The sequence below is a fragment of the Roseicyclus marinus genome, from assembly GCF_030163795.1.
GTDB lineage: Bacteria > Pseudomonadota > Alphaproteobacteria > Rhodobacterales > Rhodobacteraceae > Roseicyclus > Roseicyclus marinus.
The window spans coordinates 170702-193342 of record NZ_JASJOF010000004.1 but is presented as its reverse complement, the minus strand read 5'-3'; the positions used below and the strand labels follow the sequence as shown (position 1 = coordinate 193342).

Below are 22641 nucleotides of genomic sequence, written 5' to 3'. Positions count from 1 at the left end.
AACAATTTCCCAAGAAATGGCAGATATGCCTTGTCAAAAGGAACGCTTGTTTGCATGAATTCCAAGCAGGGAAAATTTCGTTCCAATGACGCGGGAAGTTGCACAATGTCCGACCAGATCGACGCGCTTGACCGGAAAATCCTGGCCGCGCTTCAGGAGGATGCCTCCCGCTCGCTCGACGAGATTGCGCGGGTCGTCGGCTCTTCCAAGACCCCTGTATGGTCCCGGATTCGCAAGATGAAGGAGGCGGGGATCATCGGGCAGCACACGGTTTTGCTCGATGCCGAGAAGCTGGGGTTCGAGGCCTGTTTCTTTGTCCTCATCCGCACTTCGGAGCATGAGGCCGATTGGCAGAAGAAATTCCTCGCCGCGCTCAAGGCCCGCCCCGAGGTGCAGGAGGCGCACAGGCTGGCGGGCGAGATCGACTATATCTTGAAGGTGCGCGTACCCAATGCGCGGGCCTATGATGCCTTTTATCAGGCGCTGATTTCCGAGGTGAAGATCTACAATGTCACCGCTCTCCTAAGCATGGAGGAGATCAAGGCCAGCCCGCTCTTGCCGCTGGGGCCGGTGACCTGAAGGCCTGCGCGCTTGCACCTTGCGGGGGGATGCGGTTTGGTCCGGTGTCCCCGATGCCAGAGGTTTCCGACGCGATGGGTCCGATCTGCCAGACCAGCCTGCCACATGTGCCATGGCTCGATCCCGCGACGGCGCGCCTGCCGGGGGTGCAGCCGTTGCCGCCGGGCGAGGGCTGGCTGATGCGCGACGAGGCCTTTGACGCCCAGATGGCGCTCCGCGACCGGTTGGTGGCCGAGCGTCGGGAACAGGTGATCGCGGCCCTGCCCGGGTCGGAGGCGGCGGTTGCGGCCCTGTATCGGGCGGTGCTGGACCGGCTGGCCGCCGATCCGGGCTATACCCTTGCCGCAAATGCCTGCCGTCGCCCGGATGGGGTGGATGTGACGCTCGATCACGACGACAAGCTCGGCACGCTGGCCCGGCTGGTTCAGGAAGATCTGTGCTTGATGGAGCCCCGGGACGGCGAACATGTGCTTAGTGCGGCGATCTTGTGTTTTCCCGCAAGTTGGACCTTGGCCGAGAAGATCGGCCGCCCCCTGACCGGCATCCATGATCCGGTCGCGGTCTATGATGCGGACATGGCCGCGCGGGTGCAGCGCCTTTTCGACCGGGTGCGCGAGGGGCATCCGCTTTGGCGACAAAACGCGCTGGTCTATGCCGACGCCGCCCTGCACCAGCCCCGTCCGGAGGTCGCCCCGCGCCGGGAAATCCGGGCTGAGGGGCGTTATCTCAGGTCGGAAAAACAATGCATTGTGCGGTTGTCTTCATGCGATGCAGTGCTGTTTTCGATCCATACGTTCGTCGTGCCGCTTGCTGCCCTGCCGCCGGGCGCGCTTGACCACCTGCCGCATCGGGAGCCTGTCACATGAGCCGTGTTTCGGACCAATACGAGGCCTTTCCCTACCCGGAACGCGACCCGGCCGAGGAGGCAAAGCGCCTGATCACCGGCTCGCCCAGCCATCCGCTCGAAATCGACCATTACCTGTTTTCAGGCGCGCGGGATTGGTCGCAGCCGTTCCGCGCGCTGGTGGCCGGCGGCGGCACGGGGGATGCGCTGATCCAACTGGCGCAGGTGTTGACCAGTGCGGGCCGACCCTATGACATCACCTATGTCGACCTTTCAACCGCTTCGCGCAACGTGGCCGAGGCACGGGCGGCGGCGCGGGGGCTGTCGGGCATCCGCTTTGTCACCGGGTCACTACTGGATGCGCCGGGGATGGGGCGTTTCGACTACATCGATTGCTGCGGCGTGCTGCATCACCTGCCCGATCCACAAGCGGGCTTTGACGCGCTGGCGGGCGCGCTGGCGCCCGGCGGCGGCATCGGCCTGATGGTCTATGCGCCCTTTGGCCGGTCGGGCGTCTATCCATTACAAGAGGCCTTTGGCACCGTGCTGGAGGGCAGCCCGCGTGACCGTCTGCGTCGGGCCAAGGCGATCTTTGACCGCATCCCCGACGGGCATCCGTTCAAGCGCAACGCGCAGCTGTCCGATCACCGCGCCAGCGATGCGGGCTTTTACGACCTGCTCTTGCACAGCCAGGACAGGCCGTTCCGGATCGGCGAATTGCTGTCGGTTCTGGACCGCGCGGGCTTGGCCATGACGGGCACACCGCAGGCGCATCTTTACGATCCGGTGCCGATCCTGGGCGACAAGGGTCTGCTTGCGGGGCTGGACGAAGGCCAGCGCATGGATCTGGCGGAGGCGTTGCGCGGCACGATCCGGACCCATGTCCTGTACGCCGTCCCGCGCGCCGAGGCCCAAGGCCGCGTGGCGCAGGCGGGGCCGCAGGCCGTGCCGCATCTCAAGGGCGTGGCGGGCCCCGCGCTGGCCCAGCATGTGATCAAGCACGGCGTGATCCCGGTGAGCCACGAGGGCGAAAGGTTCGAGATCCCGGTTCCCGGCATGGCCGCGCGGGCGCTGTCGCAAATCGACGGGCGGCGCTCTTTGGACGAGATCGCCCGCGCGCTGCGCACCGATTGGCTGGCCTTCGCGCCGATCTGGGCGGGTGTGTCGCGCGCCATGGCGGGGCATGGCTTGTTGTATTACTCGGGTCTCTTGCGCGGATAAAGCGCCTTAACCCTTGAAATGCTTGGAGAGTTTCAGGCCTTGCCCCTGATAGTTGGAGGCGATCCCCGTCCCGTATAGCCGGGCGGGCAGGCTTGCCATGCGTTCATAGACCAGCCGACCCACGACCTGACCATGTTCGAGGACGAACGGTGCCTCATGGCAGCGCACCTCCAGCACCCCGCGCGCCGGCACGCCATGGCCGAAACCGGGATCGAAAAAGCCCGCGTAATGCACCCGGAATTCGCCCACCATGGCGAGATAGGGGGACATTTCGGCGGCGCAATCGGGCGGGATCGTCACCGCCTCTCGGCTCACGAGGATGTAGAAAGCGCCGGGGTCGAGGATGATCCGCCCATCCTCGCTGCGCACTTCCTCCCAGAAATCGGGGATCGCATGGCTTGCGATCGCGCTCAGGTCGATCACGCCCGCATGGGGTTTGGCGCGGTAGCCCACGATGCCCGCCGCTGTCGGCGTCAGGTCGACGGAAAAGCCAAGACCCTCGTCGATCACGGGCACTCCGTCGACGAGCGGCGTCGCGGTGTGGCGCGTGGCGAGTTCCGCATCGCTCAGAACCGCCTGACCGCGTCTAAAGCGGATCTGGTTCAGCCGCAGGCCCGGCCGCACCTTTACCGAAAAGGACCTTGGGCAGATCTCGGCGTAAAGCGGACCCTTGTAGCCTGCCGGGATACGGTCGAATTCCGTGCCGCCATCGGCGATCACGCGCGTCAGGCAATCGACCCGGCCCGTCGAGCTTTTGGCGTTGCACACAGCGGTGACATCGTCGGGCAGGGCGAGCCCCTCTTGCAAGGGCACGACATAGACACAACCCTTTTCCAGAACCGCACCATGGGACAGGTCCATCCGGTGCATCTCGAATTCGGCGATCCGTTCGGCCACGGGGCGTCCATGTCCTGCCAGAAAGGACGCGCGGACCCGATAGGCCACCGACCCCAGCCGCAGGTCGAGACTTGCAGGTTGCACCTGGTCGGCATCGGGGGTGGCGCAGGCGATCTGGCCCTTGGCGATCATCGCCTCTAGCGCATGGTCGGGCAGCACGCCCTGCATCTGGTCACTCATCCGGGCCGTCCCCCTGTTTCGCCCAAGAAAAAACCGCCCGCGCCGAAGGCGCAAGGCGGTTTTCACGGGGTCCCGCGCGAGGCGGGAAGATTTGGTCGGGCTAGCAGGACTTGAACCTGCGACCTTCCGTCCCCCAGACGGACGCGCTACCAGGCTGCGCTATAGCCCGACGTGTCGCCCTTCTACGCATTTTGCCGGGGGGCGCAAGGGGCAGGGTGCAGCTTCAGCTGCGCGGATCCGCGCGCATCCGGTCGCAAAGCGCGGCAAGCGCCGGACGCATCGCGGACAGTCGCAGCGGAGACGTGGCGCGGGCCGCCTTGAGCCTGTCGAGAAGCTCGGACATGGCGGCAGCGTCCGACGCCGACGGCTCGGGGTCGCCCGGCGGCGTTTCCGCCATAGCCTCTGGTTCGGATGCGGGATGGCCGGCTGGCGCAGGCATCGATTCGGCGGGCTCGGCCGGAGGGATCTCGCCTGGCGGCACGTCGTCTGTCACGTCGGGTGTACCGGGTTCCTCGGTGGTCGTGGTCCCCAATGTGCCTTCGGCGCGAACCTCGTCCGGTTCCTCGTTGTCGATCTCGAAATCGAAGAGGCTTGCCTGCTGGCGACCTTGTGGCGGGGCCACGGGGGTCGCGGGGGCTGCGGCGGGCGATACAAGGGAGAGTTTCGGCCCGGGCGGCGGGGTGGGCTGGCTGTCTTGTGCATCCGATGGCTCGGTATCACCAGCGGGCTCCTGACCTTGCGCCTGCTGCCGCGCATCCTCCATCGCTTCTTCAGCCTCGGACGGATCCTCGGCCGCATCCTCGATGCTGTCCTCGACCGTGGTATCGGTCGCGCTGTCCGAAGCGTCGTCGCCCGTCTCGTGCCAGGCTTCGGTCATGGCCTCGTCCGCGTCTATCGCGTCGAAGCCGCCTTCTTCCGCCATGTCTATGGGGGGGGACAGGGCCGATACGGTGGCCACGCCCTCTTCTCGGATCATCTTTTGCACGCCGCGGATCGTCATGCCGCGGTCATGCAGCAACACCTTGATTCCGCCCACAAGTTCCATGTCGGCAGGGCGATAGTAACGCCGTCCGCCCGCGCGTTTGACCGGTTTGATCTGCGGAAACTTCGATTCCCAGAACCGCAGCACATGCGCGGCCACATCGAGCCAATCCGCAACCTCGCGGATCGTTCGAAAGGCTTGCGACGATTTGGACATGGCCGGTTTACCCGCCTCTGCTCGGTCGTTCTGCCATCATGGCGGCGCGCCCTTGCCTCGGGGCGGCGCGGTCTCGCTAGTCGCGGTTGCCCGCCGCGACCCTGTCTTTCATCAGATGCGAGGGCCGGAAGGTCAGCACACGGCGCGGGCTGATCGGCACTTCCTCGCCGGTCTTGGGGTTGCGCCCTACGCGGGCGGTCTTGGCCCGCACCGAGAAGGTTCCGAAGGAGGAGATCTTGACTTGCTCACCCGCGACCAGCGCGTCGGACATCAGGTCCAACACCCGTTCGACCAGTTGCGAGCTCTCGTTGCGCGACAGACCTACCTCGCGGAATACCGCTTCGGACAGGTCCATCCGGGTCAGCGTCTTGCCAGCCATCGCTTTTCGTCCCCCATGTTTTGGCGCAGCATGGGCGAAGCGATTTCTCAAGTCAATACGGGGGTTTGGGCCGTGGCGTTTATCCGCTGCAAAAGCCTACCAGCGGATGACCACCGCGCCCCAGGCAAGGCCGCCGCCGATGGCTTCGCAAACCAGCAGATCGCCCTGCTTGATCTGGCCGCGCGCGACCCCCACCGACAGCGCCAGCGGGATCGAAGCAGCAGAGGTGTTGCCGTGATCTTGCACCGTCACCACGACCTGATCCATGCCCATACCCATCTTTTGCGCGGTGCGGGTGATGATGCGCAGGTTCGCCTGATGCGGCACGATCCAATCGACCTGATCGATACCCACCCCCGCCTTCTCCAGCGCGGCGGTTGCCGTTTCGGCAAGCTTTTCAACGGCATGGCGAAAAACTTCGCGGCCTTCCATGCGCAGGACGCCGGTGGTCTGCGACGAAGACACGCCGCCGTCGACATAAAGAATATCGCGGTACCGCCCGTCCGAATTCAGATCGGTGGCAAGGATCCCGCGGTCATCAGATCCGCCCGTGCCCGTTTGCGCCTCGAGGATCAGCGCGCCCGCCCCATCGCCGAACAGGACGCAGGTGCCGCGATCGGTCCAATCCATGATGCGGCTGAAGGTTTCGGCCCCGATCACCAGAACCCGGCGCGCCTGTCCCGACACGATCAGCGCATCCGCATTGGCCAGCGCAAAGACGAACCCGGCGCAGACCGCCTGTACGTCGAAGGCGAATCCCCTCTGCATCCCAAGCCCCGCCTGAACCATGGTGGCGCAGGATGGAAAGGTCAGGTCGGGGGTGGAGGTGGCGACGATCACCGCGTCGATGTCGTCGGCTTGCAGGCCCGCCATGTCGAGCGCAGCACGCGCGGCCGCCACCGCCATCTGGCTGGTGGTCTCGCCCTCGGCCGCGAAATGCCGCCGCTCGATCCCCGAGCGCGACCGGATCCAATCGTCGCTGGTGTCCAGCGTCTTTTCGAATTCCGCGTTTTCAACGACGCGCGCAGGCAGGTAATGGCCGATACCGACCGGAACGGCGCGGGTTTTCGTCATGCCTGTCCGGCCTCCGCTTGAATCGCCGCCGCTGCGGCCTGTTCGGCCTCGGCCAATCGCGCCGTCAGACGCTCGTTGAAGCCCGCAGCCGCCAGCCGCGCGGCCAGCTTGATCGCCGCCGCGACGCCGGTTTCGTCTGCCGAGCCGTGGGATTTCACGACCGTCCCGTTCAGCCCCAGGAAAACGCCACCGTTGACCCGGCGCGGGTCGATCCGTTTCGACAGCCGCCGGAGCGAGGTATAGGCCAAAAGCGCGGCAACCCGGCTGAGCGGCGAAAACCGGAAGGCTTCGCCCAGAAGTTCCCGGATCAGCCGCGCGGTGCCCTCGCCGGTCTTCAGCGCGACATTGCCGGTGAACCCGTCCGTCACGATCACGTCGACCTTGTCGGAGGGCAAGTCGCCGCCCTCGACGAAGCCGATGAAATCGAAATCGGCAGCTTCGCTGACCCGTTCGATCAGGTCGGCGGCCAGTTTCAGTTCGGCGCGGCCCTTGTGTTCTTCGGTGCCCACGTTCAGCAGGCCGACGCGCGGGCGTTTCAGGTCAAGCCCATTGCGCGCATAGCTTGCCCCCATCAGGGCGTATTGCAGCAGGTCGCCCGCATCGGCGCGGATATCGGCGCCCACATCCAGCATCACGTTGAAGCCGCTGGGATTGCGCGATGGCCAGAGACAGGCGATGGCGGGTCGGTTCACGCCTTCGATCTTGCGCAGGCGGATCATGCTCAACGCCATCAACGCGCCAGTATTGCCGCAGCTGACGGCGGCCCCCGCCTCGCCGTTGCGAACGGCTTCGATACAGGACCACATCGATGTGTCCTTGCCGTGGCGCATCACTTGCGAGGGCTTGTCGTGCATCGTGACGACGGCCTCGGCGTGGCGGATCTCGCACCGGTCGGACAGGCCGCGGCGGCGCTCGATCAGCCGCTCCAGCTCGGGGCGGTCGCCATGCACGATGAAGCGCAGCGCCTCGTTCTTGCCGGCCGCACGCGCCATACCAGCCACCACGGCCGCCGGGCCGTGATCGCCGCCCATCGCGTCGATGGACAGGATGGTGCCCGGGATCGTGTTGGCGGTCAGTGCTGTTCCCTGGGTCATCCCGCGGGTCGCCTCACGCCTCGGGCCGATGTCGGATCAGGCCGCGTCTTCGTCGAGGTCGATCTCGTCGGCCTTCGCGATGACCTCGCGGTCATTGTAGGTGCCGCAGGACGGGCAGACGTGGTGCGGGCGCTTCAGCTCCCCGCAGGAGGGGCATTCGTTCGGATTGCCGCCAACGAGGGAATCGTGGGAACGACGCATGCCACGACGCGAACGCGTCACTCGGTTCTGGGGGACAGCCATGTCACAACCTCGGTGTTCGGGGGCGATCCCGGTGTGGCCGCCCGTGCAATCAGAATCTGGTTCGTCCGTTTCCCGGTGCCTAACGTGACGCGACCGATTTTACCAGCGCGAAGAGGCACGTCGGGGCAGGAGCGAATGAGGCCGGGAACATACTCGGATTTCCGGGTCATGCAACCCCTGAATTGGGCTCTGAATCGGGCTCTGAATTTGTCCCAGATGCGGGTCCGGAAACGGCCCTCGAATCCGCTCACCCGTTCAGGCGTTGCCGTCATCGGTGTTGCCGCCCGTCAACCGGTCGCGCAGCGCGGCAAGGCCTGCCAGCGGCTTGGCCACTTCGTCGGTCAGTGGCGCGACGCCTGGCGGCGCGAAGACGGCGGCGTCAAGTGCCGCCCCTTCGGCGCGTGGGTAAAGCGGCAAAGCCAGCGCCAGCGCCTCGGCCATGATCTGCCCCAGGTCCAGCGTCGCGGGCAGGGGTTCGGCGGTGTCGTCCTCCGGCATCTCGACCTCGTCGCCGGTGGGCTCGTCCATATCGGCGAGGTAGCGGCGCAGGACGGCATCGTCGATGCGGGTGGTCACGGGTTCGGCGGTCACGACGCAGGGCTGCACCACGGTCGCGCCAAGCGTTGCCTCAAGCCGCCAGTCGCGCGCGCCCTCGGGCAACAGACTGCCCGCAAAGCGCAGCTTGCGCAGCGCGGACAGGTTCAACTCGTCCGCAAGCCGCGCGCGCCCCGCGGCATCGGGCGTGATCTCGAAACTGCGCGCGCTGCCGCGCGGCAATCGGGCGAGGGTCAGGATCGTGTCGTCCTGTGCCATGGCTGGCCTCCGGTCTGGTCGGGACTGCGGCGCAAACTTGCCCTGTGCGCCGGGGTGGGTTAAGCGGATAGAAAGCTTCGCGCGGCTTCGCAAGGGAAAGGCGGGTGCGCAGGGGCAAGAACGGGTCCAGCAACGGGGCGGTTGAGCGATCATGCAGGTGTCGATGCGCAGTTTGCGGACAGGCCTTGTCGGGGTGGTGCTGGCCCTCGGGCTGGTGGCCTGCTCGGCCACGTTCAACAACCACGGCTATTTCCCTCCGCCCGAAGATTTGGCCGAGGTCGATATCGGCGACAGCCGCGAGGCGGTGATCGAGGCGATCGGCCGTCCCGGGTCCGCCGGCATCATGCGCGACGAGGCGTGGTTCTACACCGCCTACCGCGTCCGCAACTATGCCTATCGCGCCCCGGAGATCACCGAGCGCCAGATCCTCGCCGTGTCCTTCGATGGGCAGGGGCGGGTCAGCAACATCGAGGAATTCGGCCTCGAGGATGGGCAGATCGTGCAGCTGTCGCGCCGCGTGACCACCAGTTCGGTGCGCGAGATTTCCTTCCTTGCACAGATCCTGTCGAATTTCGGCCGCATCAACATCGGCGAGGGGCTCGGCGACTGACGGACGGGCGGCGCGGCATGTCGCGCGTCCCGCATCCCCTTGTCGCGCGATCGTCATCGGCGCAGATTATCCCCAAGCCGCGGATCGGCGCAGTCGGACCGGCATGGCAGGAGCGGACCGAGCGATGTTGAGCTTTGCAAAGGGACGGTACCGGGCGCGCACGGCGCTTGGCCCCGAGGATCTTGAGGCCGCGCAACGCCTGCGGGCGCTGGCGTTTCGCGGTCCGGATGCGTCCCGGCCCGACACCGATGATTTCGACGCCGCCTGCACCCATGTCCTTGTCGAAGAGGCACGCAGCGGCGATCTGGTGTGCTGTTTCCGCCTTCTGCACCTCGGCTCGGGGGCCGAGATCGGGCGCAGCTATTCGGCGCAGTTCTACGAATTGTCCGCCTTGGCCGATTTCGACGGGCCGATGGTTGAGATGGGCCGCTTCTGCATCCATCCCGACTGGCGCGATCCCGATATCTTGCGCGTCGCATGGGGCGCGATGACGGAATATGTCGACCGGCAAGGCGTTGAAATGCTGTTCGGATGTTCGTCCTTTCACGGCATTGAGGCGCGGGAATATTACGACGCCTTCGCGCTTTTGCGGGATCGGCATATCGCGCCCAAACGCTGGTTGCCGCGGGTCAAGGCGCCGGCGGTGTTCCGGTTTGCCAGCCGATTGCGGCGCAAACCCGATCTGAAACGCGCGCAGGCCAAGATGCCGCCCTTGCTGCGGACCTACCTGCTCATGGGTGGTTGGGTCAGCGACCATGCGGTGATCGACCGCGATTTGGGGACGCTGCATGTGTTCACGGGGCTGGAAATCCGCGCCGTTCCACCTGCGCGGGCGCGTCTGTTGCGGGCGGTAGCGGGATAGGGACCCGAAGGGTTCGTGGGCGGAGCAATTCAAGGCCGGGGGCGGTGATCCATGTCCCGCCAAGAAGGCGGAAAGCTGCGCCGCTGCCCAGTTTGAAATGGGCAAGGCCGGGGTTTCGTTTTTGATCACAATGGCCTAGGTCGATCTCCGTTACGCCCGATCCGTGCAGGTCCGCCATCGCTTGCCACATCAGAACCGGGTGCGCGGAGGTCTTGCGGCCCGCCGCGTCCGACCAGCCGATGAGATATGTTGCGCTATTTTCATGGCGGGCAAAGAGCATCGCGGCGCAGGTTTTGCCGTCCTTGCGCGCCGTGAACAGGTGCAGGGCCGTGGGGTCGGCGGCGGCCATGGCTGCGATCAGGGCAGGGGGGAGGTTGCGGTAGGAGCGGGCTTTCTGCTGGGCCGCCTCGCAGAGAAAAAGCCAATGATTGCAATCGGCTGGCATGGTACCCCCGCGCAGCTCCAACCCTTGCCGCAAGCCGTGGCGCAGGCGGTTGCGCCATTTGCCCCGCATGCGGGCAAGCCAATCCTCAGGCCCGCCTGCAAGCGACAGATGGGCGTGGGTTCGAGGGGGAGAGATGCGGAAAAATCCAATTTTGGCAAGATGTTGACCCTGTTCAAAACTGTCCGCGTTCACGAGGAGAAGGCGTGCGCCGAGGGTCTTGCGCAGGTCGCCGTCGATCCGGCCCTGAGGGCGGGAGATCAGCGCGACGCAGCCCAACAGAGGCATGTGGCGCATCAGGACAAGCATCGGGCCATCGGGGCCGCGTAGCTGTTGGATCGGCACGTCGAGCCGAGACAGTGCGGCAGCGTAGAGGGCGGATTGCTGGAGGGGCGCGGCATCGGACATGGGCGCGAGATTGCCCTGCCGATGCTTAAGGGAAGGCTAACGGGCCCCGGCCAATCCTTGTGGAAAGGTTAAATCCGGGGCCCGAATCCTGACGAAAGGTTAATCCTGCAAGACCACCAGCGCGTGACGCTTTTTGCCGGCCGAAAGCTTGATCGGCTGGGCCAGATCGGCGGCGGTCACCATCAGCCCGGCATCGGTCAGGCCCGCGTCATTCATCCGTGCACCGCCCTCCGCGATCAGGCGCTTGGCCTCCTTGCCTGACGCGGCGAGGCCGGAGCGGGTGATGAGTTGCGCGACCGAGATCCCTTCGCCGATTTCGGCGGCGGTGAGGGTGAGGGTGGGCAGGTCATCGCCCATGCCGCCCTTTTCGAAGACTTCGCGCGCCGTCGCCTCGGCCGCTTGCGCGGCGTCCGCCCCGTGCAGGAGCGTGGTAACCGCATTGGCGAGGATGATCTTGCCCTCGTTGATCTCGGCCCCTTGCAATGCGCCCAACCGGTCGCATTCGGCGACGGGAAGCTCGGTGTAGAGCTTGAGGAAGCGGCCCACATCGGCATCGGTCGTGTTGCGCCAGAATTGCCAGAATTCGTAGGGCGAAAGCATGTCGCCGTCGAGCCAGATGGCGCCGCCCTGCGACTTGCCCATCTTGCGGCCATCCGAGGTGGTCAGAAGCGGCGTGGTCAGGCCGTGGATCTCGGCATCGAGAACCCGGCGGGTGAGGTCGATGCCGTTGATGATATTGCCCCACTGATCCGAGCCGCCCATTTGCAGCACGCAGCCCTCGCGGCGGAAGAGCTCGAGGAAATCATAGGCTTGCAGGATCATGTAGTTGAATTCGAGGAAGCTGAGGCTTTGCTCGCGGTCGAGCCGCGATTTCACGCTCTCGAAAGACAGCATCCGGTTGACCGAGAAATGCCGCCCGATGTCGCGCAGGAAATCGAGGTAGTTGAGCCCGTCGAGCCATTCGGCATTGTTGAGCATCAGCGCGTGCGTTTTGGGCCCTACCGCTTCGCTGCTGGAGGGCACGGTCGCGCTGGCACCATAGCCGAGGTAGCGGTCGAAAACGCGCTGCATCCCCGCGATATTGGCGTCGATCTGGTCGGGGGTGAGCAGCGGGCGTTCATCGGCGCGAAAGCTTGGATCGCCCACCTTGGTCGTGCCGCCCCCCATCAGCGTGATCGGGCGGTTGCCGGTTTTCTGCCACCAGCGCAGGAGCATGATGTTCAGAAGGTGGCCCACATGGAGCGACTTGGCCGTCGCATCATAGCCGATATAGCAGGTGACCGGGCCCTTCAGCAGCGTCTCGTCGAGGCCTTGCAGGTCGGTGCAATCGGCCAGGAATCCGCGCGCGATGATCTCGCGCAGGAAGTCGGATTTGGGCTGGTAGGTCATGGGGCTCCGGTCCATGTTCATGGGGTGTGAACGGGCTATAGCGGGCGGTTGCGTGAAGGGAAAGAGTGAGAGACCGGGGACACGCGTTGCGTTTCGTGCCGGTCCGGTGTGGGTGGCGGGCACGATGTCTGGCACGTCGATGGATGGCGTGGATCTGGCGCTGATCGAAACCGATGGCGTCACGGTCACCGGGTTCGGCGAGACGCGCTACAGGCCCTATGGCGAAGAGGAGCGCGCGGTGATCCGTGCGGGCCTTGGATCATGGCCCGGTGATGCAGGCGTGGAGGAGGTCGCCCGCGTGGTCGAGGCGGCGCATCTGGAGGCTTTTTCCGGGTTGGAGGGCGCGCGCGCCTTTGGCTTTCATGGCCAGACGCTGGCCCATGACCCCGAGGGCGGGCGGACGCATCAGGCGGGCGACGGGGCGCGGATCGCCGAGGCGCTGGGGCTGACGACGGTCTGGGATTTCCGGTCGAACGACATGGGGCTGGGCGGGCAGGGCGCGCCGCTGGCCCCCTTCTATCATTGGGCCTTGGCGCGCTACATCGGGGCCAAGGGCCCCGTGGCCTTCCTCAACCTTGGGGGCGTGGGAAACATCACCTTGGTCGATCCGAGGATCGAGGGGCCGGAATTGCCCGGTGCCTGTCTGGCCTTTGACACGGGGCCCGCCAATGCGCCGATCGACGATCTGATGCGCGCGCGCCGGGGCGAGGCTTTCGACCGCGACGGGGTTCTGACGCGGGCGGGGCGGGTCGATGCGGAAACCGTGGCGGTGTTCCTCGACGATGCGTATTTCCGCAAGATGCCGCCCAAATCGCTGGATCGTGACGGCTTTCCGAAGTTGCGGGACTGGGTCGCCGGCATGGAGGATGCCGATGCGGTGGCGACGCTGGCGGCCTGCTGTGCAAGGGCCGTGGCGCAGGCGATGGAGCATCTGCCCAGCCGCCCCGAGCGGGTGCTGGTGACGGGTGGCGGGCGGCGCAACCCCGGCCTGATGGAGATGCTGGCCGTGGCGCTGGGGCGGCCGGTCGAGCCGGTGGAGGCCGTGGGGCTGGATGGGGATTTCCTCGAGGCGCAGGCCTTTGCCTATCTGGCGATGCGGGTGCTTCTCGGTCTGCCGACCTCGGCGCCGGGGACGACAGGTGTGGCGGCCCCGGTGGGCGGCGGGCGCGTGACCCGGGTCAAGGGGCGGTGATCTTGGGGGGCTTTGCCCGACGTTTTTTGGATCGGGGGCTTTGCCCGACGTTTTTAGATCGGGGGCTTTGCCCCCGAGCCCCCACCGTATTTCCGGGAAGATGAAGGGATCAGGCGCGCGCGGCGCGGGCCGTGCGGATCATCGAGCCGGTATAGAGGATAAGCGCGGCCCAGATCAGCGGGAAGGCCACGGCGCGGGCCGGGCCGAAGGGTTCAGCGAAGACGAAGACCGCGATGAGGAAGATCATCGTGGGCGCGATGTATTGCAAGATGCCGATGGTCGAGAGGCGCAGCCCCTTGGCCCCGTTGGCATAGAGCATGAGCGGGATGGCGGTGACGGCCCCCGTGCCCAGAAGGAGCAGCGTATCGGTCGCGCCGGTGGTCAGGAAATGGCCCGAGGGGCCGAGCCAGACCAGATAGGCCAGCGCCGGTGGGGCGAGGAGCAGCACCTCGAGCAAAAAGCCCTGATTGGGGCCGATGGGCAGGGTTTTCCGCAAGAAGCCGTAGATGCCGAAGGTCGTCATCAGGACCAGCGCCACCCAAGGCAGAACGCCCGCCGAAAGGGTCAAGATGGTGACGGCGATGGCGGCAAGGCCCACGGCCACCCATTGCACGGGCGCAAGCCGTTCGCGCAGCAAGATCGCGCCGAGCGCCACGGAAAAAAGCGGGTTGATGTAATAGCCCAAGGCCGCATCGAGCGCGCGGTCATTGGCGATGGCCCAGACATAGACGCCCCAGTTGATCGAGATGAGCGCGGCGGTGACACCGGCCATGGCGACCATGCGCGGCGTCTTGAGCGCGCGGATCAGGTCGCCGGTGCGCCCCAGAAGGAGCAGGACAAGGCCCGCGATGGGGATGGACCACAAGATGCGGTGGGCGATGATCTCGACCGGTTGGATATGGTCGATCGCCTTCATGTAGAGCGGCAGGAAGCCCCACATGAGATAGGCCAAGGTGGCATAGACGAAGCCCGAGGGGCTGTCTCCGGTCTGGGGGGCGGGGGTGGTCATGGCCGTGGCGTAGCGCAGGCCTTGCGCCGGCGCGAGTGCGAAATCGAGATGCGGGGGTTCACGGATCGTGATGGGGGTCTGTGTACGCCTCTTCAGGGAGCGCAAAACCGGTTCCCACTTTTGCGCCGCAGGCTTTAGCCGCGCGGGATGTCGAAACCTGCGGGGGCCAGCGTGAACCCGTCGAAGGAAAAGCCCGGCGAGACGGTGCAGGAGACGAGCGTGAAATCGCCCGTCGTGCGCGCGGCCTGCCAGTGGTTTTCGGGCACGATGATCTGGGGTGCGCCTTTGGTCAGGTCGGGGGTGAGGAGGTGGTCGGTTGCGGGGCCATCGTCGCTGTCTGCCAGCGACAGGACGAGGGGAGCGCCCGCGTGGTAAAGCCAGATCTCGGTCGCGTCGACCTTGTGCCAATGGCTGTGTTCGCCGGCCTTGAGCAAGAAATAGATGCAGGTGCCGCTTGGGCGGCCCTGGTTCGTGGCGATCCATGTCTGGCGGTAATGGCCGCCCTCGGGATGGGGGGCGAGGCCGAGGTGGGCGATGATCTGGTCGGCATTCATGACGAGAGTTGCCTTGCGAGGTCGGGGAAATCTTTGGCGATCACGTCCCATCCGGCATCGGGGGCGAGGTCGGTTGTCTGGCTGGGCCCATGTTCCGTAGGGCGGAGGACGAAGGCCGTCTTGAGCCCGGCGGCACGGGCGGCGTGAAGGTCGTCGTTGTGGGCCGCGACCATCATCACCTGATCGGGGGGCAGCCGCAGCGCGGCGCAAGAGGCGAGGTAGACGCGCGGCTTGGGCTTGTAATCTTGCGCGATCTCGGCGCCGAGGATGCAATCCCAGGGCAGGGCCGCGTGTTTCGCGAGCCGCGTCATCAGCGCGATGGAGCCGTTGGAACAAGGCGCGATGATGTGGTGCGCCTTGAGCGCCGTCAGGCCCGGCACGACATCGGGCCAAGGGTCGAGCCGTTCCCAGGCGTGGGAAAGGCTGTCGGGAGCCGTGGTGCCGAAATCGCCCGCCACCTTGTGCAGGTTCTCGCGGTGCAGATCGTCGAGGGGGACATAGCCCCGCCCGCCCTGGCGGATGCGGGCCATGGCGGGGTCGTATTCCGCGCGCCAGGCCGTGGCGAAGGCTGTGGCGTCGACATGGGGCAGGACGCGCGCCACCTCGCGCGCGACGGAGCTGCGCCAGTCGACGCAGGTGCCGAAGACGTCGAAGATCAGGGCCTGGGGGGTCATGTGTCTTGATCCACGATCAGCTGTGAGAGAAGGTCGGCAGGGATGCCTTGGCGCAGGGATATTTCCGCCAGCGTGTCGCGCTTTCTCAAGCCGAGCCGGCGGCGCCGGTTGTCGCGGAAGGCGTCGATCCCTTGAGACAGGGGCACATAGATCCAGTCGCCGCGTCGGGCATGGGCCCCGCCTTGCGTGAAATTGCCCGTGTTGATGGGCGCGAGGTCGATTGCGTCGAACAGCGCCTTGGCCAAGGCGTCTGTGTCGAGCCAGAGGACGGCGAGCGGCAGGTCGCGTCCGATGCTGTCCTTGAAGTCCTTGCCGCGTCGCGCGGGCCAGAGAAAGACCCGGCGGTCAAGCGCCATGGCCCAGCTTTCAGCGTCATGGCCCTCCACGATCCGGTTCGCGGCGTTGCGGCCGTGCAGGATCGGTTTCTGGTGGTTGAGCCTTGCGCGCCGGGGGCCTTGGCCGATGACCATCCGGTGGTCGCGGAGGGCCAAGGCTTCCTCCGCCACGCCGTTTTCCCGCGCGAGATCGGCGGCGGGCCACAGCCCGCGCGCCAAGATGCCGGGCAGGTTTTCCGCCGCCGTCACATGGGCGACGCGCGGGCCTGCCGCGCGCCGGAACTGTGCGATGGCGTGATCCCTCATCCGCGCAGGATGCTCCGCCCCGCGTAAACCGCCGTATCGCCCAGCGCTTCCTCGATCCGGATCAGCTGGTTGTATTTCGCGAGCCGGTCGGAGCGGGCGAGCGAGCCGGTCTTGATCTGGCCGCAATTGGTGGCGACGGCCAGATCGGCGATGGTCGCATCCTCGGTCTCGCCCGAGCGGTGGGACATCACGCAGGTCATGCGGTTGCGGTGGGCGAGGCTGACGGCGGCGAGTGTTTCGGACAGGGTGCCGATCTGGTTGACCTTGACCAGAAGCGCGTTGCCGCAGCCCTTGGCGATGCCTTCGGCCAGACGCTCGGGGTTGGTGACGAAGAGATCGTCGCCCACAAGCTGCACGCGGTCGCCCAAGGCCTCGGTCAGGGCGCGCCAGCCGTCCCAGTCATCCTCCGAACAGCCATCCTCGATCGAGAGGATCGGGTAATCGTCGACAAGCGCTGCCAGATAAGCGACGTTTTCGTCCGGCGTCAGGCTTTTGCCCTCACCGGCAAGGACATAGCGGCCATCCTTGAAGTATTCGGTGGCCGCGCAATCAAGCGCCAGCATCATGTCTTCGCCGGGCTTGTAGCCCGCTTTCTCGATGGATTTCAGAATGAAATCAAGCGCGTCGCGGGTGGAGCTAAGGTTCGGGGCAAATCCGCCCTCATCCCCGATCCCGGTCGAGAGGCCGGCTGCCGAAAGCTCTTTTTTCAGCGTGTGAAAGACCTCGGCCCCCATGCGCACGGCATCCGCGATGCTGTCGGCCGCGACGGGCATGATCATGAATTCCTGGATGTCGATCGGGTTGTCGGCATGTTCGCCGCCGTTGATGATGTTCATCATCGGCACGGGCAGGACGCGGGCCGCGGTGCCGCCGACATAGCGGTAGAGCGGCTGCGCGCTGTAATCGGCGGCGGCTTTGGCCACGGCGAGGCTGACGCCAAGGATGGCGTTCGCGCCGAGCCGCGACTTGTTGTCGGTGCCGTCCAGTTCGCACATGGCGGCGTCGATGGCCTCTTGTTCGGTGGCATCAAAGCCCACCAGCGCCTCGGCGATTTCGCCGTTCACGGCGGCCACGGCCTGCAGCACGCCCTTGCCCATGTAGCGGCTCTTGTCGCCGTCACGCTTTTCCACCGCCTCATAGGCGCCGGTCGAGGCGCCCGAGGGCACGGCGGCGCGGCCTTCGGTGCCGTCTTCCAAGGTCACGTCCACCTCGACAGTGGGATTGCCCCGGCTGTCGAGGATTTCGCGGGCGTGGATGTCGATGATGATGCTCATGGGGCTCCCCCTGAAAATGTGTTGCGGGCTCTATAGCAAGGGGTTGTCCCCAAGCGAAGCATGTGGTTGCGGTAACGTATGCGGTGGATCAGCCGCGCGCGCGGCGTTCGCGCCAGAGGGTGAACAGCCCCGTGGCCACGACGATACCGACGCCCACCATCGTCAGCGGATCGAGCCTTTCGTCGAAGACCACCATCGCGATGGCGAAGGCAAAGACGAGGCGCGTGTAGCGCATGGGCGTAACAACCGCGATCTCGCCCACGCGCATGGCGGCGGTGATGGCGAAATAGGCCACCATCCCCAAAAGCACGCCGCCCGGAATGATCAGCGCCATGACGGGCGTGGGCGTGATCCAGCCCCCGGCAAAGGGCATCACCGCCAGCCCCGCAAGCGAGACGGCGGCGAAACTGTAGCTTGCCAAAAGCGGCGTCGGCACGTCGCGCGGCACGGGCCGCGTGGCCAGATCCCGCAGGGACAGGCCGATGGCGGCGGCGACCGCGAGCCAGATGTTGGGATCGAAGCCCGCCGCCCCCGGTTGCACGATCAGGAGAACTCCGAAGAGGCCCACCACGATGGCAAGCCAGCGTTTCCAGCCGACCTTTTCCCCCAAAAACAGCGCCGCCCCCAGCGTCACCAGCAGCGGATTGGCCTGGATCACGGCCGAGAGCGTCGACAGCGGGATGAGCGAGAGGGCGAAGACGAAGCTCACGGTCGCCAGAACCTCGGCCCCGTTGCGCAGCATCACGGGCCGCATCAACAGCACCGGGCTGAGCCAGCGGTGCCCCTGCATCCCGGCCCAAAGCCCGAACAGCACCGCGCCGCCCAACCCGAAGAGGAACAGCACCTGTCCGACCGGCAGGGCGCGGGTGGCAAAGACCAGCACCATGTCGGTGAGCGCAAAGGCGAGCATGGCCAGCGTCATCCAGCCCATGCCCTTGAGATTGTCCATGACCCCGCCCCCCGCGCGCTTGCCCGAACGGCATAGCCCGCGCCGGAGGCAGAGGGAAGCGGGCCCCGTCCTTCATCTTCCCCGAAATACGGAAAATCCCGCGCTCTCCGCCCGTTACAGGTGCTTGCCCATCTCGACGGCGGTATCGGCCATGCGGCACGAAAAACCCCATTCGTTGTCATACCAGCTGAGCACGCGGCAGAGGTTGCCGGTCATCTCCTTGGTCTGGTCGGTGGCGAAGATGGAGGAATGGGGATCGTGGTTGAAATCGCTGCTGACGAGCGGCGCATCGGTGACGCCGAGGATGCCCTTGAGGGGGCCATCGGCGGCTGCGGCATGGATGGCGGCGTTGATTTCCTCTGCGCTCGTGTCGCGCGCGGCCTCGAAAGTCAGGTCGACGACCGAGACATTGGGGGTGGGCACGCGGATCGCCACGCCGTCGAGCTTTCCGTTCAATTCGGGCAGGACGAGCCCCACGGCCTTGGCCGCGCCGGTCGAGGTCGGGATCATCGAGAGCGCCGCGGCGCGCGCGCGGTAGAGATCCTTGTGCATGGTATCGAGCGTCGGCTGGTCGCCCGTGTAGCTGTGGATCGTGGTCATGAAGCCGCGCTCGATGCCGATGGCCTTGTGGAGCACATGCGCGACGGGGGCGAGGCAATTGGTGGTGCAGGAGGCGTTCGAGACGATCAGGTCGGCCGAGGTCAACGTCTTGTGGTTCACGCCATAGACGATGGTCTTGTCCGCGCCCTTGGAGGGGGCCGAGACGAGGACGCGGCTTGCCCCGTTCTCGAGATGGATCTGCGCCTTGTCCTTGTCGGTGAAGATGCCGGTGCATTCGAGCACGATGTCGACATGGGACCAGGGCAGGTCGGCGGGATTGCGGATCGCCGTCACCTCGATCGGGCCGCGGCCCACGTCGATGGTCGTCTCGGTCGTGGTCACGGTGGCGGGAAAGCGGCCGTGGACGCTGTCGTAGCGCAGGAGATGGGCGTTGGTCTCGACCGGGCCGAGGTCGTTGATCGCGACCACCTCGATATCCGTGCGGCCCGTTTCGACGATGGCGCGCAGCACGTTGCGTCCGATGCGTCCAAATCCGTTGATGGCGACTTTGACGGCCATGTCTCTCTCCCGTTGATCCAGTGTCGCGGTCTCTCGCGGTCCAGCCTGCCACGGATTGGGCGATTTCGAAACGCCCTGCGTCGCGCGGCTTGTGTTAGCGGTAACATCGCCTGTGTAACGCTCCCGCGCCGCGAAGGGAAGGGGGCGTCAGAGCCGCCCGCCTTGGGTGATGCGTTGCAGGAAACGCCGGGTGCGGTCGTGGGCGGAGTTGGCGAAGAGCCGCTCAGGGTGGTCGATCTCGAGGATTTCGCCATCGGCGAGGAAGGCCACGCGGTCGGCGCAATCGCGGGCGAAGGCCATTTCATGGGTGACGATCATCATCGTCATCCCCTCGTCCTTGAGGCCGCGGATGATCGACAGGACCTCGCCCACCAGTTCGGGGTCGAGCGCCGCCGTGATCTCGTCCAGCAGGAGCACATCGGGGCGGGTCATCAGCGCGCGGGCGATGGCGACGCGCTGCTGTTGCCCGCCGGACAGCTGTTCGGGATAGGACCCGGCGAAACCGTCCATCCCGAAGCGCGCAAGGATGGCGCGGCCGCGGTCCTCGGCCTCGGGCCGGGGGACGCCATGCACGCGGCGGGGCGCGAGCGTGATGTTGTCGAGCACATTCATGTGCGGAAAGAGGTTGTAGGACTGAAAGACGATGCCCGTGCGCCGTTGCAGGCCGGTCTTGCCAAAGCTCGGGTCGGTGTTGGGGACACCATCAAGGCGGATCGTGCCGTAATCATGCTCGACCAGCCGGTTCACGCAGCGCAGGAGCGTGGATTTGCCCGAGCCGGACGCCCCGATGAGGCAGATGGTTTCGTGCCGGTTCACGGTCAGCGACACCCGGTCGAGGACCAGTTTCTGGCCGAAATACTTGGTGACCTCGTCGATCTCGATCATGGGTTTCGGGGGCGTCATGGATCAACCCGCCATCTGCAGGCGGCGCATCCGGTCACGCCGCGTGAGGTAATCGGCCAGCCGCGCCATGGGGATGGTCGCCAGAAGGAACAGGCCCGCCGCGACAATGAGGGAGGAATAGTTGAAGGTGGTGGCGGTGTAGATCTGTGCCTCGCGCACCGCGTCGCGCACGCCGATGACCGACAAGAGCGCCACGTCCTTTTGTAGCGCCACGACGATGTTCATCAGCGCTGGCACGACGTTGCGCAAAGCTTGCGGCAAGATCGCGTAGCGCAGGGTCTGCCATTCGGTCAGGCCAAGGGATTTGGCGGCGGCGCGCTGGCCCTCATGCACCGCGTCGATGCCCGAGCGGTAGATCTCGGCCACGTAAGCCGCGTAGCTGAGCACCATCGCGACCCCGCCCCAGAAGAGGCCCGAATTGGGCAGACCGGGCAGGTTCAGCGCCGGGATGCCGAAGCCGAAGAGAAGGACAAGGAGGAGGACCGGCACGCCGCGAAAGAGGTCGATGTAGATCACCACCATCAGGCGGAAGGGCGCGCACCATGGCGCGCGCAAGCTGCGCAGGATGGCGAGTGCCAGCGCCCAGAGAAGGATGCAGACAAGGACCGTCAACCAGACCTGGATATTGACCCAGAAACCTTGCAGCACGCGGGGAAAGGCCGCGATCATGGCGTCGAGGTTGAAGAATTGCAGCCGGATGCGCGGCCATTGTTCGGCGGAAGTGACGGCCCATGCCAGCGCGCCGAAGACGATCAGGATGCTCGCCGCGCTGATGGCCGAGGGAAGTGCCGCCGCGCGCCAGTCGAAGCCGCGTCCGGGCGGCGGCGGGGGCGGGCCCCGACGTCTGTCCGTGTCGTGCGGTCCGTCGGTCATTCGGAGATGACGGGCAGATCCGGGTCGGCGACGAGCCAGGTTGCGACCAGATCATCCACCGTGCCGCGGGAGATCAGCGCGCCGAGCGCCTCGTCCACCCAAGACACCAGCGGATTGCCGAATTCGAAGAGGAGGCCGTGGCCGTTGTCATTCTCGTCGGGCGGCAGAAGCGCCACGATGGAGGCATCGGGCACCTGCACGGCGGTGACGAACAGCGCGGTGGGAAGGGCCGCGAGCGTCGCGTCGATCTGGCCTGCCTGAAGCGCCTGGAAGACATCGACCTGTTCGTTGTAGATGGCGGCGTCGGTGATGCCCAAGACATTGACGAGGTAATCATTGTCGGTCGTGCCGATCACGGCACCCCAACGCAGGTTGCGCAGATCCTCGAAACTGGTGGCGGTTTCGGCTGCCGTGCCGGGGAGCGCGATCACGGCCTTTTGCGGCTGGTAATAGACCTGGCTGAAGGAAACGATCTGGGAGCGCGCCTCGGTCACGCTGATTTGCTGGATGGCGAAATCATAGGCCTTTTCGCCCGGTGCGATGGATTGTTCGAAGGTTTCTCCCAGCCACACCACCTGATCGCGGGTGAAGCCCATTTCCTCGGCCAGTGCATAGACGAGCGCATTCTCGAAGCCTTCGCCGCTGGCGGGGTCGTTGTTCATCATCCACGGGGGATAGACCGGGTCGCCGGTGGCGACGGTCAATTGGCCAGGCATGTGCAGGCGGGGGTCCTGGGGCGTGTTTTCCTGCGCCTCTGCCGCGAGCGGCAGGGCCGCCGCAAAGAGGCCCGCGCAAAGCGCCAGTGCCGCGCGACGCAGGGCGTCGATCCGATCTTGAGCCATGGATGTCATCCTTCGCTGTTGGCCGCGCGGCCTGTTGCCGGCCGGTCGGGCATGTCACCGTCAGCGGAGTGTTAGCCAGCGTCGCGGGGCAGGGCAACGGGGGGCGGAGGACATCCGCCCTGCGCAGGGGCATCTGCCCGGTTTTCGGGCAATGCGTTGCGGTGCTACCGCCAGAAGGCGAGCCAGTTGAGCAGGCCGGCAAAGCGCCGGGCAAGTGCCAGCGACAGGTCCCAATCGAAGAGCGTCGCATCCACGACGACAAAGGCCGCGATGCACAGGACCAGAAAGATCGATGTTGCCGTGTTCATGGCCTACCCCTTACGTCGCGCGGACCCTGCCACGGACGGGAGACGGGGCAAAGGGGGGAAAGAGCCCGGT

Annotated in this window: 26 protein-coding genes and 1 tRNA gene; 6 read left to right on the top strand and 21 right to left on the bottom strand. The window is 66.0% G+C overall.

The window, feature by feature from the left end; all coding sequences use genetic code 11:
* Positions 1–105: 105 nt before the first annotated feature.
* Genes QQK63_RS08055 through QQK63_RS08045 form a run of 3 tightly spaced genes read left to right on the top strand, consistent with a single transcriptional unit; the run spans position 106 to position 2644 of the window.
* On the top strand, positions 106–579 hold the full coding sequence (locus QQK63_RS08055; protein WP_277823384.1) for an Lrp/AsnC family transcriptional regulator: 474 nt from the start codon (positions 106–108) through the stop codon (positions 577–579).
* Positions 580–632: 53 nt separating this feature from the next.
* On the top strand, positions 633–1445 hold the full coding sequence (locus QQK63_RS08050; protein WP_277823382.1) for a heme-dependent oxidative N-demethylase family protein: 813 nt from the start codon (positions 633–635) through the stop codon (positions 1443–1445).
* Entirely contained in the window at positions 1442–2644 is a 1203-nt protein-coding gene (locus QQK63_RS08045) for a class I SAM-dependent methyltransferase (RefSeq protein ID WP_277823380.1), read from the top strand. Before QQK63_RS08050 ends, QQK63_RS08045 begins: the two co-directional genes overlap by 4 nt.
* Before the next feature lie 6 nt (positions 2645–2650).
* Here the strand turns inward: QQK63_RS08045 and QQK63_RS08040 are convergent, their stop codons facing one another.
* The 8 genes from QQK63_RS08040 to QQK63_RS08005 all read right to left on the bottom strand — a co-directional run bounded on the left by QQK63_RS08040 (position 2651) and on the right by QQK63_RS08005 (position 8522).
* On the bottom strand, positions 2651–3709 hold the full coding sequence (locus QQK63_RS08040) for a 2'-deoxycytidine 5'-triphosphate deaminase (RefSeq protein ID WP_277823698.1): 1059 nt from the start codon (positions 3707–3709) through the stop codon (positions 2651–2653).
* 104 nt (positions 3710–3813) lie between these two features.
* Positions 3814–3890: transfer RNA gene (locus tag QQK63_RS08035), tRNA-Pro, on the bottom strand.
* 54 nt (positions 3891–3944) lie between these two features.
* On the bottom strand, positions 3945–4919 hold the full coding sequence (locus tag QQK63_RS08030; protein ID WP_277823378.1) for a MerR family transcriptional regulator: 975 nt from the start codon (positions 4917–4919) through the stop codon (positions 3945–3947).
* Between the two features lie 76 nt (positions 4920–4995).
* The gene (gene ihfA / locus QQK63_RS08025; protein ID WP_277823376.1) at positions 4996–5298 is read right to left on the bottom strand and encodes an integration host factor subunit alpha; all 303 of its coding nucleotides are present in this window, start codon (positions 5296–5298) and stop codon (positions 4996–4998) included.
* Between the two features lie 96 nt (positions 5299–5394).
* Positions 5395–6372 carry a beta-ketoacyl-ACP synthase III gene (locus tag QQK63_RS08020; RefSeq protein ID WP_277823374.1) on the bottom strand — a complete coding sequence of 326 codons (978 nt, stop codon included), beginning with the start codon at positions 6370–6372 and terminating at the stop codon, positions 5395–5397.
* The gene (gene plsX / locus QQK63_RS08015) at positions 6369–7466 is read right to left on the bottom strand and encodes a phosphate acyltransferase PlsX (RefSeq protein ID WP_277823372.1); all 1098 of its coding nucleotides are present in this window, start codon (positions 7464–7466) and stop codon (positions 6369–6371) included. The genes QQK63_RS08020 and plsX overlap by 4 nt, the downstream gene beginning before the upstream one ends.
* 36 nt (positions 7467–7502) lie before the next feature.
* Positions 7503–7709, bottom strand: a complete 207-nt coding sequence (gene rpmF, locus QQK63_RS08010; RefSeq protein ID WP_277823370.1) for a 50S ribosomal protein L32 — start codon at positions 7707–7709, stop codon at positions 7503–7505.
* A gap of 255 nt (positions 7710–7964) precedes the next feature.
* Entirely contained in the window at positions 7965–8522 is a 558-nt protein-coding gene (locus QQK63_RS08005) for a YceD family protein (protein ID WP_277823368.1), read from the bottom strand.
* Between the two features lie 151 nt (positions 8523–8673).
* On the opposite strand from QQK63_RS08005, the gene QQK63_RS08000 reads away from it, so the two are divergent.
* Positions 8674–9132: an outer membrane protein assembly factor BamE gene (locus tag QQK63_RS08000; RefSeq protein WP_277823366.1), complete on the top strand. Its 459-nt coding sequence runs from the start codon at positions 8674–8676 to the stop codon at positions 9130–9132.
* Between the two features lie 124 nt (positions 9133–9256).
* A complete protein-coding gene (locus tag QQK63_RS07995; protein ID WP_277823364.1) occupies positions 9257–9994 on the top strand; it encodes a GNAT family N-acetyltransferase in 738 nt (245 codons plus the stop codon).
* Here the strand turns inward: QQK63_RS07995 and QQK63_RS07990 are convergent.
* Positions 9927–10844, bottom strand: coding sequence for a GNAT family N-acetyltransferase (locus tag QQK63_RS07990; protein ID WP_277823362.1), 918 nt, complete (start codon positions 10842–10844; stop codon positions 9927–9929). The two genes, QQK63_RS07995 and QQK63_RS07990, sit on opposite strands and share 68 nt — an antisense overlap.
* A 99-nt stretch (positions 10845–10943) precedes the next feature.
* A complete protein-coding gene (tyrS, locus tag QQK63_RS07985; RefSeq protein WP_277823360.1) occupies positions 10944–12233 on the bottom strand; it encodes a tyrosine--tRNA ligase in 1290 nt (429 codons plus the stop codon).
* Positions 12234–12357: 124 nt separating this feature from the next.
* On the opposite strand from tyrS, the gene QQK63_RS07980 reads away from it, so the two are divergent.
* A complete protein-coding gene (locus tag QQK63_RS07980; protein WP_377135491.1) occupies positions 12358–13425 on the top strand; it encodes an anhydro-N-acetylmuramic acid kinase in 1068 nt (355 codons plus the stop codon).
* A gap of 109 nt (positions 13426–13534) precedes the next feature.
* Here the strand turns inward: QQK63_RS07980 and rarD are convergent, their stop codons facing one another.
* The 11 genes from rarD to QQK63_RS07925 form a co-directional block, all read right to left on the bottom strand.
* Positions 13535–14434, bottom strand: a complete 900-nt coding sequence (gene rarD / locus QQK63_RS07975) for an EamA family transporter RarD (RefSeq protein WP_277823693.1) — start codon at positions 14432–14434, stop codon at positions 13535–13537.
* Between the two features lie 134 nt (positions 14435–14568).
* Complete coding sequence (locus QQK63_RS07970; protein ID WP_277823358.1) at positions 14569–14988, bottom strand: cupin domain-containing protein; 420 nt, start codon at positions 14986–14988, stop codon at positions 14569–14571.
* Positions 14985–15662: a haloacid dehalogenase type II gene (locus QQK63_RS07965; protein WP_277823356.1), complete on the bottom strand. Its 678-nt coding sequence runs from the start codon at positions 15660–15662 to the stop codon at positions 14985–14987. The genes QQK63_RS07970 and QQK63_RS07965 overlap by 4 nt, the downstream gene beginning before the upstream one ends.
* Positions 15659–16303 carry a DUF7002 family protein gene (locus tag QQK63_RS07960; RefSeq protein ID WP_277823354.1) on the bottom strand — a complete coding sequence of 215 codons (645 nt, stop codon included), beginning with the start codon at positions 16301–16303 and terminating at the stop codon, positions 15659–15661. The genes QQK63_RS07965 and QQK63_RS07960 overlap by 4 nt, the downstream gene beginning before the upstream one ends.
* Entirely contained in the window at positions 16300–17577 is a 1278-nt protein-coding gene (gene eno / locus QQK63_RS07955) for a phosphopyruvate hydratase (RefSeq protein WP_277823352.1), read from the bottom strand. Before eno ends, QQK63_RS07960 begins: the two co-directional genes overlap by 4 nt.
* 88 nt (positions 17578–17665) lie before the next feature.
* Positions 17666–18526 (bottom strand): DMT family transporter, encoded by an 861-nt coding sequence (locus tag QQK63_RS07950; RefSeq protein ID WP_277823350.1) that lies wholly within the window; start codon positions 18524–18526, stop codon positions 17666–17668.
* Between the two features lie 114 nt (positions 18527–18640).
* Positions 18641–19645 carry a type I glyceraldehyde-3-phosphate dehydrogenase gene (gene gap, locus QQK63_RS07945; RefSeq protein WP_277823348.1) on the bottom strand — a complete coding sequence of 335 codons (1005 nt, stop codon included), beginning with the start codon at positions 19643–19645 and terminating at the stop codon, positions 18641–18643.
* Positions 19646–19792: 147 nt separating this feature from the next.
* Complete coding sequence (locus QQK63_RS07940) at positions 19793–20548, bottom strand: amino acid ABC transporter ATP-binding protein (protein WP_277823346.1); 756 nt, start codon at positions 20546–20548, stop codon at positions 19793–19795.
* Positions 20549–20551: 3 nt separating this feature from the next.
* Entirely contained in the window at positions 20552–21421 is an 870-nt protein-coding gene (locus tag QQK63_RS07935; RefSeq protein ID WP_277823344.1) for an amino acid ABC transporter permease, read from the bottom strand.
* Entirely contained in the window at positions 21418–22263 is an 846-nt protein-coding gene (locus QQK63_RS07930) for an ABC transporter substrate-binding protein (RefSeq protein ID WP_277823342.1), read from the bottom strand. Before QQK63_RS07930 ends, QQK63_RS07935 begins: the two co-directional genes overlap by 4 nt.
* A 164-nt stretch (positions 22264–22427) precedes the next feature.
* A complete protein-coding gene (locus tag QQK63_RS07925; protein WP_277823340.1) occupies positions 22428–22571 on the bottom strand; it encodes a hypothetical protein in 144 nt (47 codons plus the stop codon).
* Between the last annotated feature and the right edge of the window lie 70 nt (positions 22572–22641).

What these genes read in the sequence shown, in the direction of transcription:
- QQK63_RS08040 (WP_277823698.1), bottom strand. Translation starts at nt 3,709, where the DNA reads ATGCAGGGCGTGCTGCCCGACCATGCGCTAGAGGCGATGATCGCCAAG.
- QQK63_RS08020 (WP_277823374.1), bottom strand. Translation starts at nt 6,372, where the DNA reads ATGACGAAAACCCGCGCCGTTCCGGTCGGTATCGGCCATTACCTGCCT.
- QQK63_RS07980 (WP_377135491.1), top strand. Translation starts at nt 12,358, where the DNA reads ATGTCTGGCACGTCGATGGATGGCGTGGATCTGGCGCTGATCGAAACC.
- QQK63_RS07960 (WP_277823354.1), bottom strand. Translation starts at nt 16,303, where the DNA reads ATGAGGGATCACGCCATCGCACAGTTCCGGCGCGCGGCAGGCCCGCGC.
- rpmF (WP_277823370.1), bottom strand. Translation starts at nt 7,709, where the DNA reads ATGGCTGTCCCCCAGAACCGAGTGACGCGTTCGCGTCGTGGCATGCGT.
- QQK63_RS07965 (WP_277823356.1), bottom strand. Translation starts at nt 15,662, where the DNA reads ATGACCCCCCAGGCCCTGATCTTCGACGTCTTCGGCACCTGCGTCGAC.
- QQK63_RS07930 (WP_277823342.1), bottom strand. Translation starts at nt 22,263, where the DNA reads ATGGCTCAAGATCGGATCGACGCCCTGCGTCGCGCGGCACTGGCGCTT.
- QQK63_RS07995 (WP_277823364.1), top strand. Translation starts at nt 9,257, where the DNA reads ATGTTGAGCTTTGCAAAGGGACGGTACCGGGCGCGCACGGCGCTTGGC.
- QQK63_RS08000 (WP_277823366.1), top strand. Translation starts at nt 8,674, where the DNA reads ATGCAGGTGTCGATGCGCAGTTTGCGGACAGGCCTTGTCGGGGTGGTG.
- QQK63_RS08055 (WP_277823384.1), top strand. Translation starts at nt 106, where the DNA reads ATGTCCGACCAGATCGACGCGCTTGACCGGAAAATCCTGGCCGCGCTT.
- QQK63_RS07970 (WP_277823358.1), bottom strand. Translation starts at nt 14,988, where the DNA reads ATGAATGCCGACCAGATCATCGCCCACCTCGGCCTCGCCCCCCATCCC.
- QQK63_RS07935 (WP_277823344.1), bottom strand. Translation starts at nt 21,421, where the DNA reads ATGACCGACGGACCGCACGACACGGACAGACGTCGGGGCCCGCCCCCG.
- QQK63_RS07925 (WP_277823340.1), bottom strand. Translation starts at nt 22,571, where the DNA reads ATGAACACGGCAACATCGATCTTTCTGGTCCTGTGCATCGCGGCCTTT.
- plsX (WP_277823372.1), bottom strand. Translation starts at nt 7,466, where the DNA reads ATGACCCAGGGAACAGCACTGACCGCCAACACGATCCCGGGCACCATC.
- QQK63_RS08050 (WP_277823382.1), top strand. Translation starts at nt 633, where the DNA reads ATGCCAGAGGTTTCCGACGCGATGGGTCCGATCTGCCAGACCAGCCTG.
- QQK63_RS08005 (WP_277823368.1), bottom strand. Translation starts at nt 8,522, where the DNA reads ATGGCACAGGACGACACGATCCTGACCCTCGCCCGATTGCCGCGCGGC.
- gap (WP_277823348.1), bottom strand. Translation starts at nt 19,645, where the DNA reads ATGGCCGTCAAAGTCGCCATCAACGGATTTGGACGCATCGGACGCAAC.
- QQK63_RS08030 (WP_277823378.1), bottom strand. Translation starts at nt 4,919, where the DNA reads ATGTCCAAATCGTCGCAAGCCTTTCGAACGATCCGCGAGGTTGCGGAT.
- QQK63_RS08045 (WP_277823380.1), top strand. Translation starts at nt 1,442, where the DNA reads ATGAGCCGTGTTTCGGACCAATACGAGGCCTTTCCCTACCCGGAACGC.
- eno (WP_277823352.1), bottom strand. Translation starts at nt 17,577, where the DNA reads ATGAGCATCATCATCGACATCCACGCCCGCGAAATCCTCGACAGCCGG.
- ihfA (WP_277823376.1), bottom strand. Translation starts at nt 5,298, where the DNA reads ATGGCTGGCAAGACGCTGACCCGGATGGACCTGTCCGAAGCGGTATTC.
- QQK63_RS07940 (WP_277823346.1), bottom strand. Translation starts at nt 20,548, where the DNA reads ATGACGCCCCCGAAACCCATGATCGAGATCGACGAGGTCACCAAGTAT.
- rarD (WP_277823693.1), bottom strand. Translation starts at nt 14,434, where the DNA reads ATGACCACCCCCGCCCCCCAGACCGGAGACAGCCCCTCGGGCTTCGTC.
- QQK63_RS07950 (WP_277823350.1), bottom strand. Translation starts at nt 18,526, where the DNA reads ATGGACAATCTCAAGGGCATGGGCTGGATGACGCTGGCCATGCTCGCC.
- tyrS (WP_277823360.1), bottom strand. Translation starts at nt 12,233, where the DNA reads ATGACCTACCAGCCCAAATCCGACTTCCTGCGCGAGATCATCGCGCGC.
- QQK63_RS07990 (WP_277823362.1), bottom strand. Translation starts at nt 10,844, where the DNA reads ATGTCCGATGCCGCGCCCCTCCAGCAATCCGCCCTCTACGCTGCCGCA.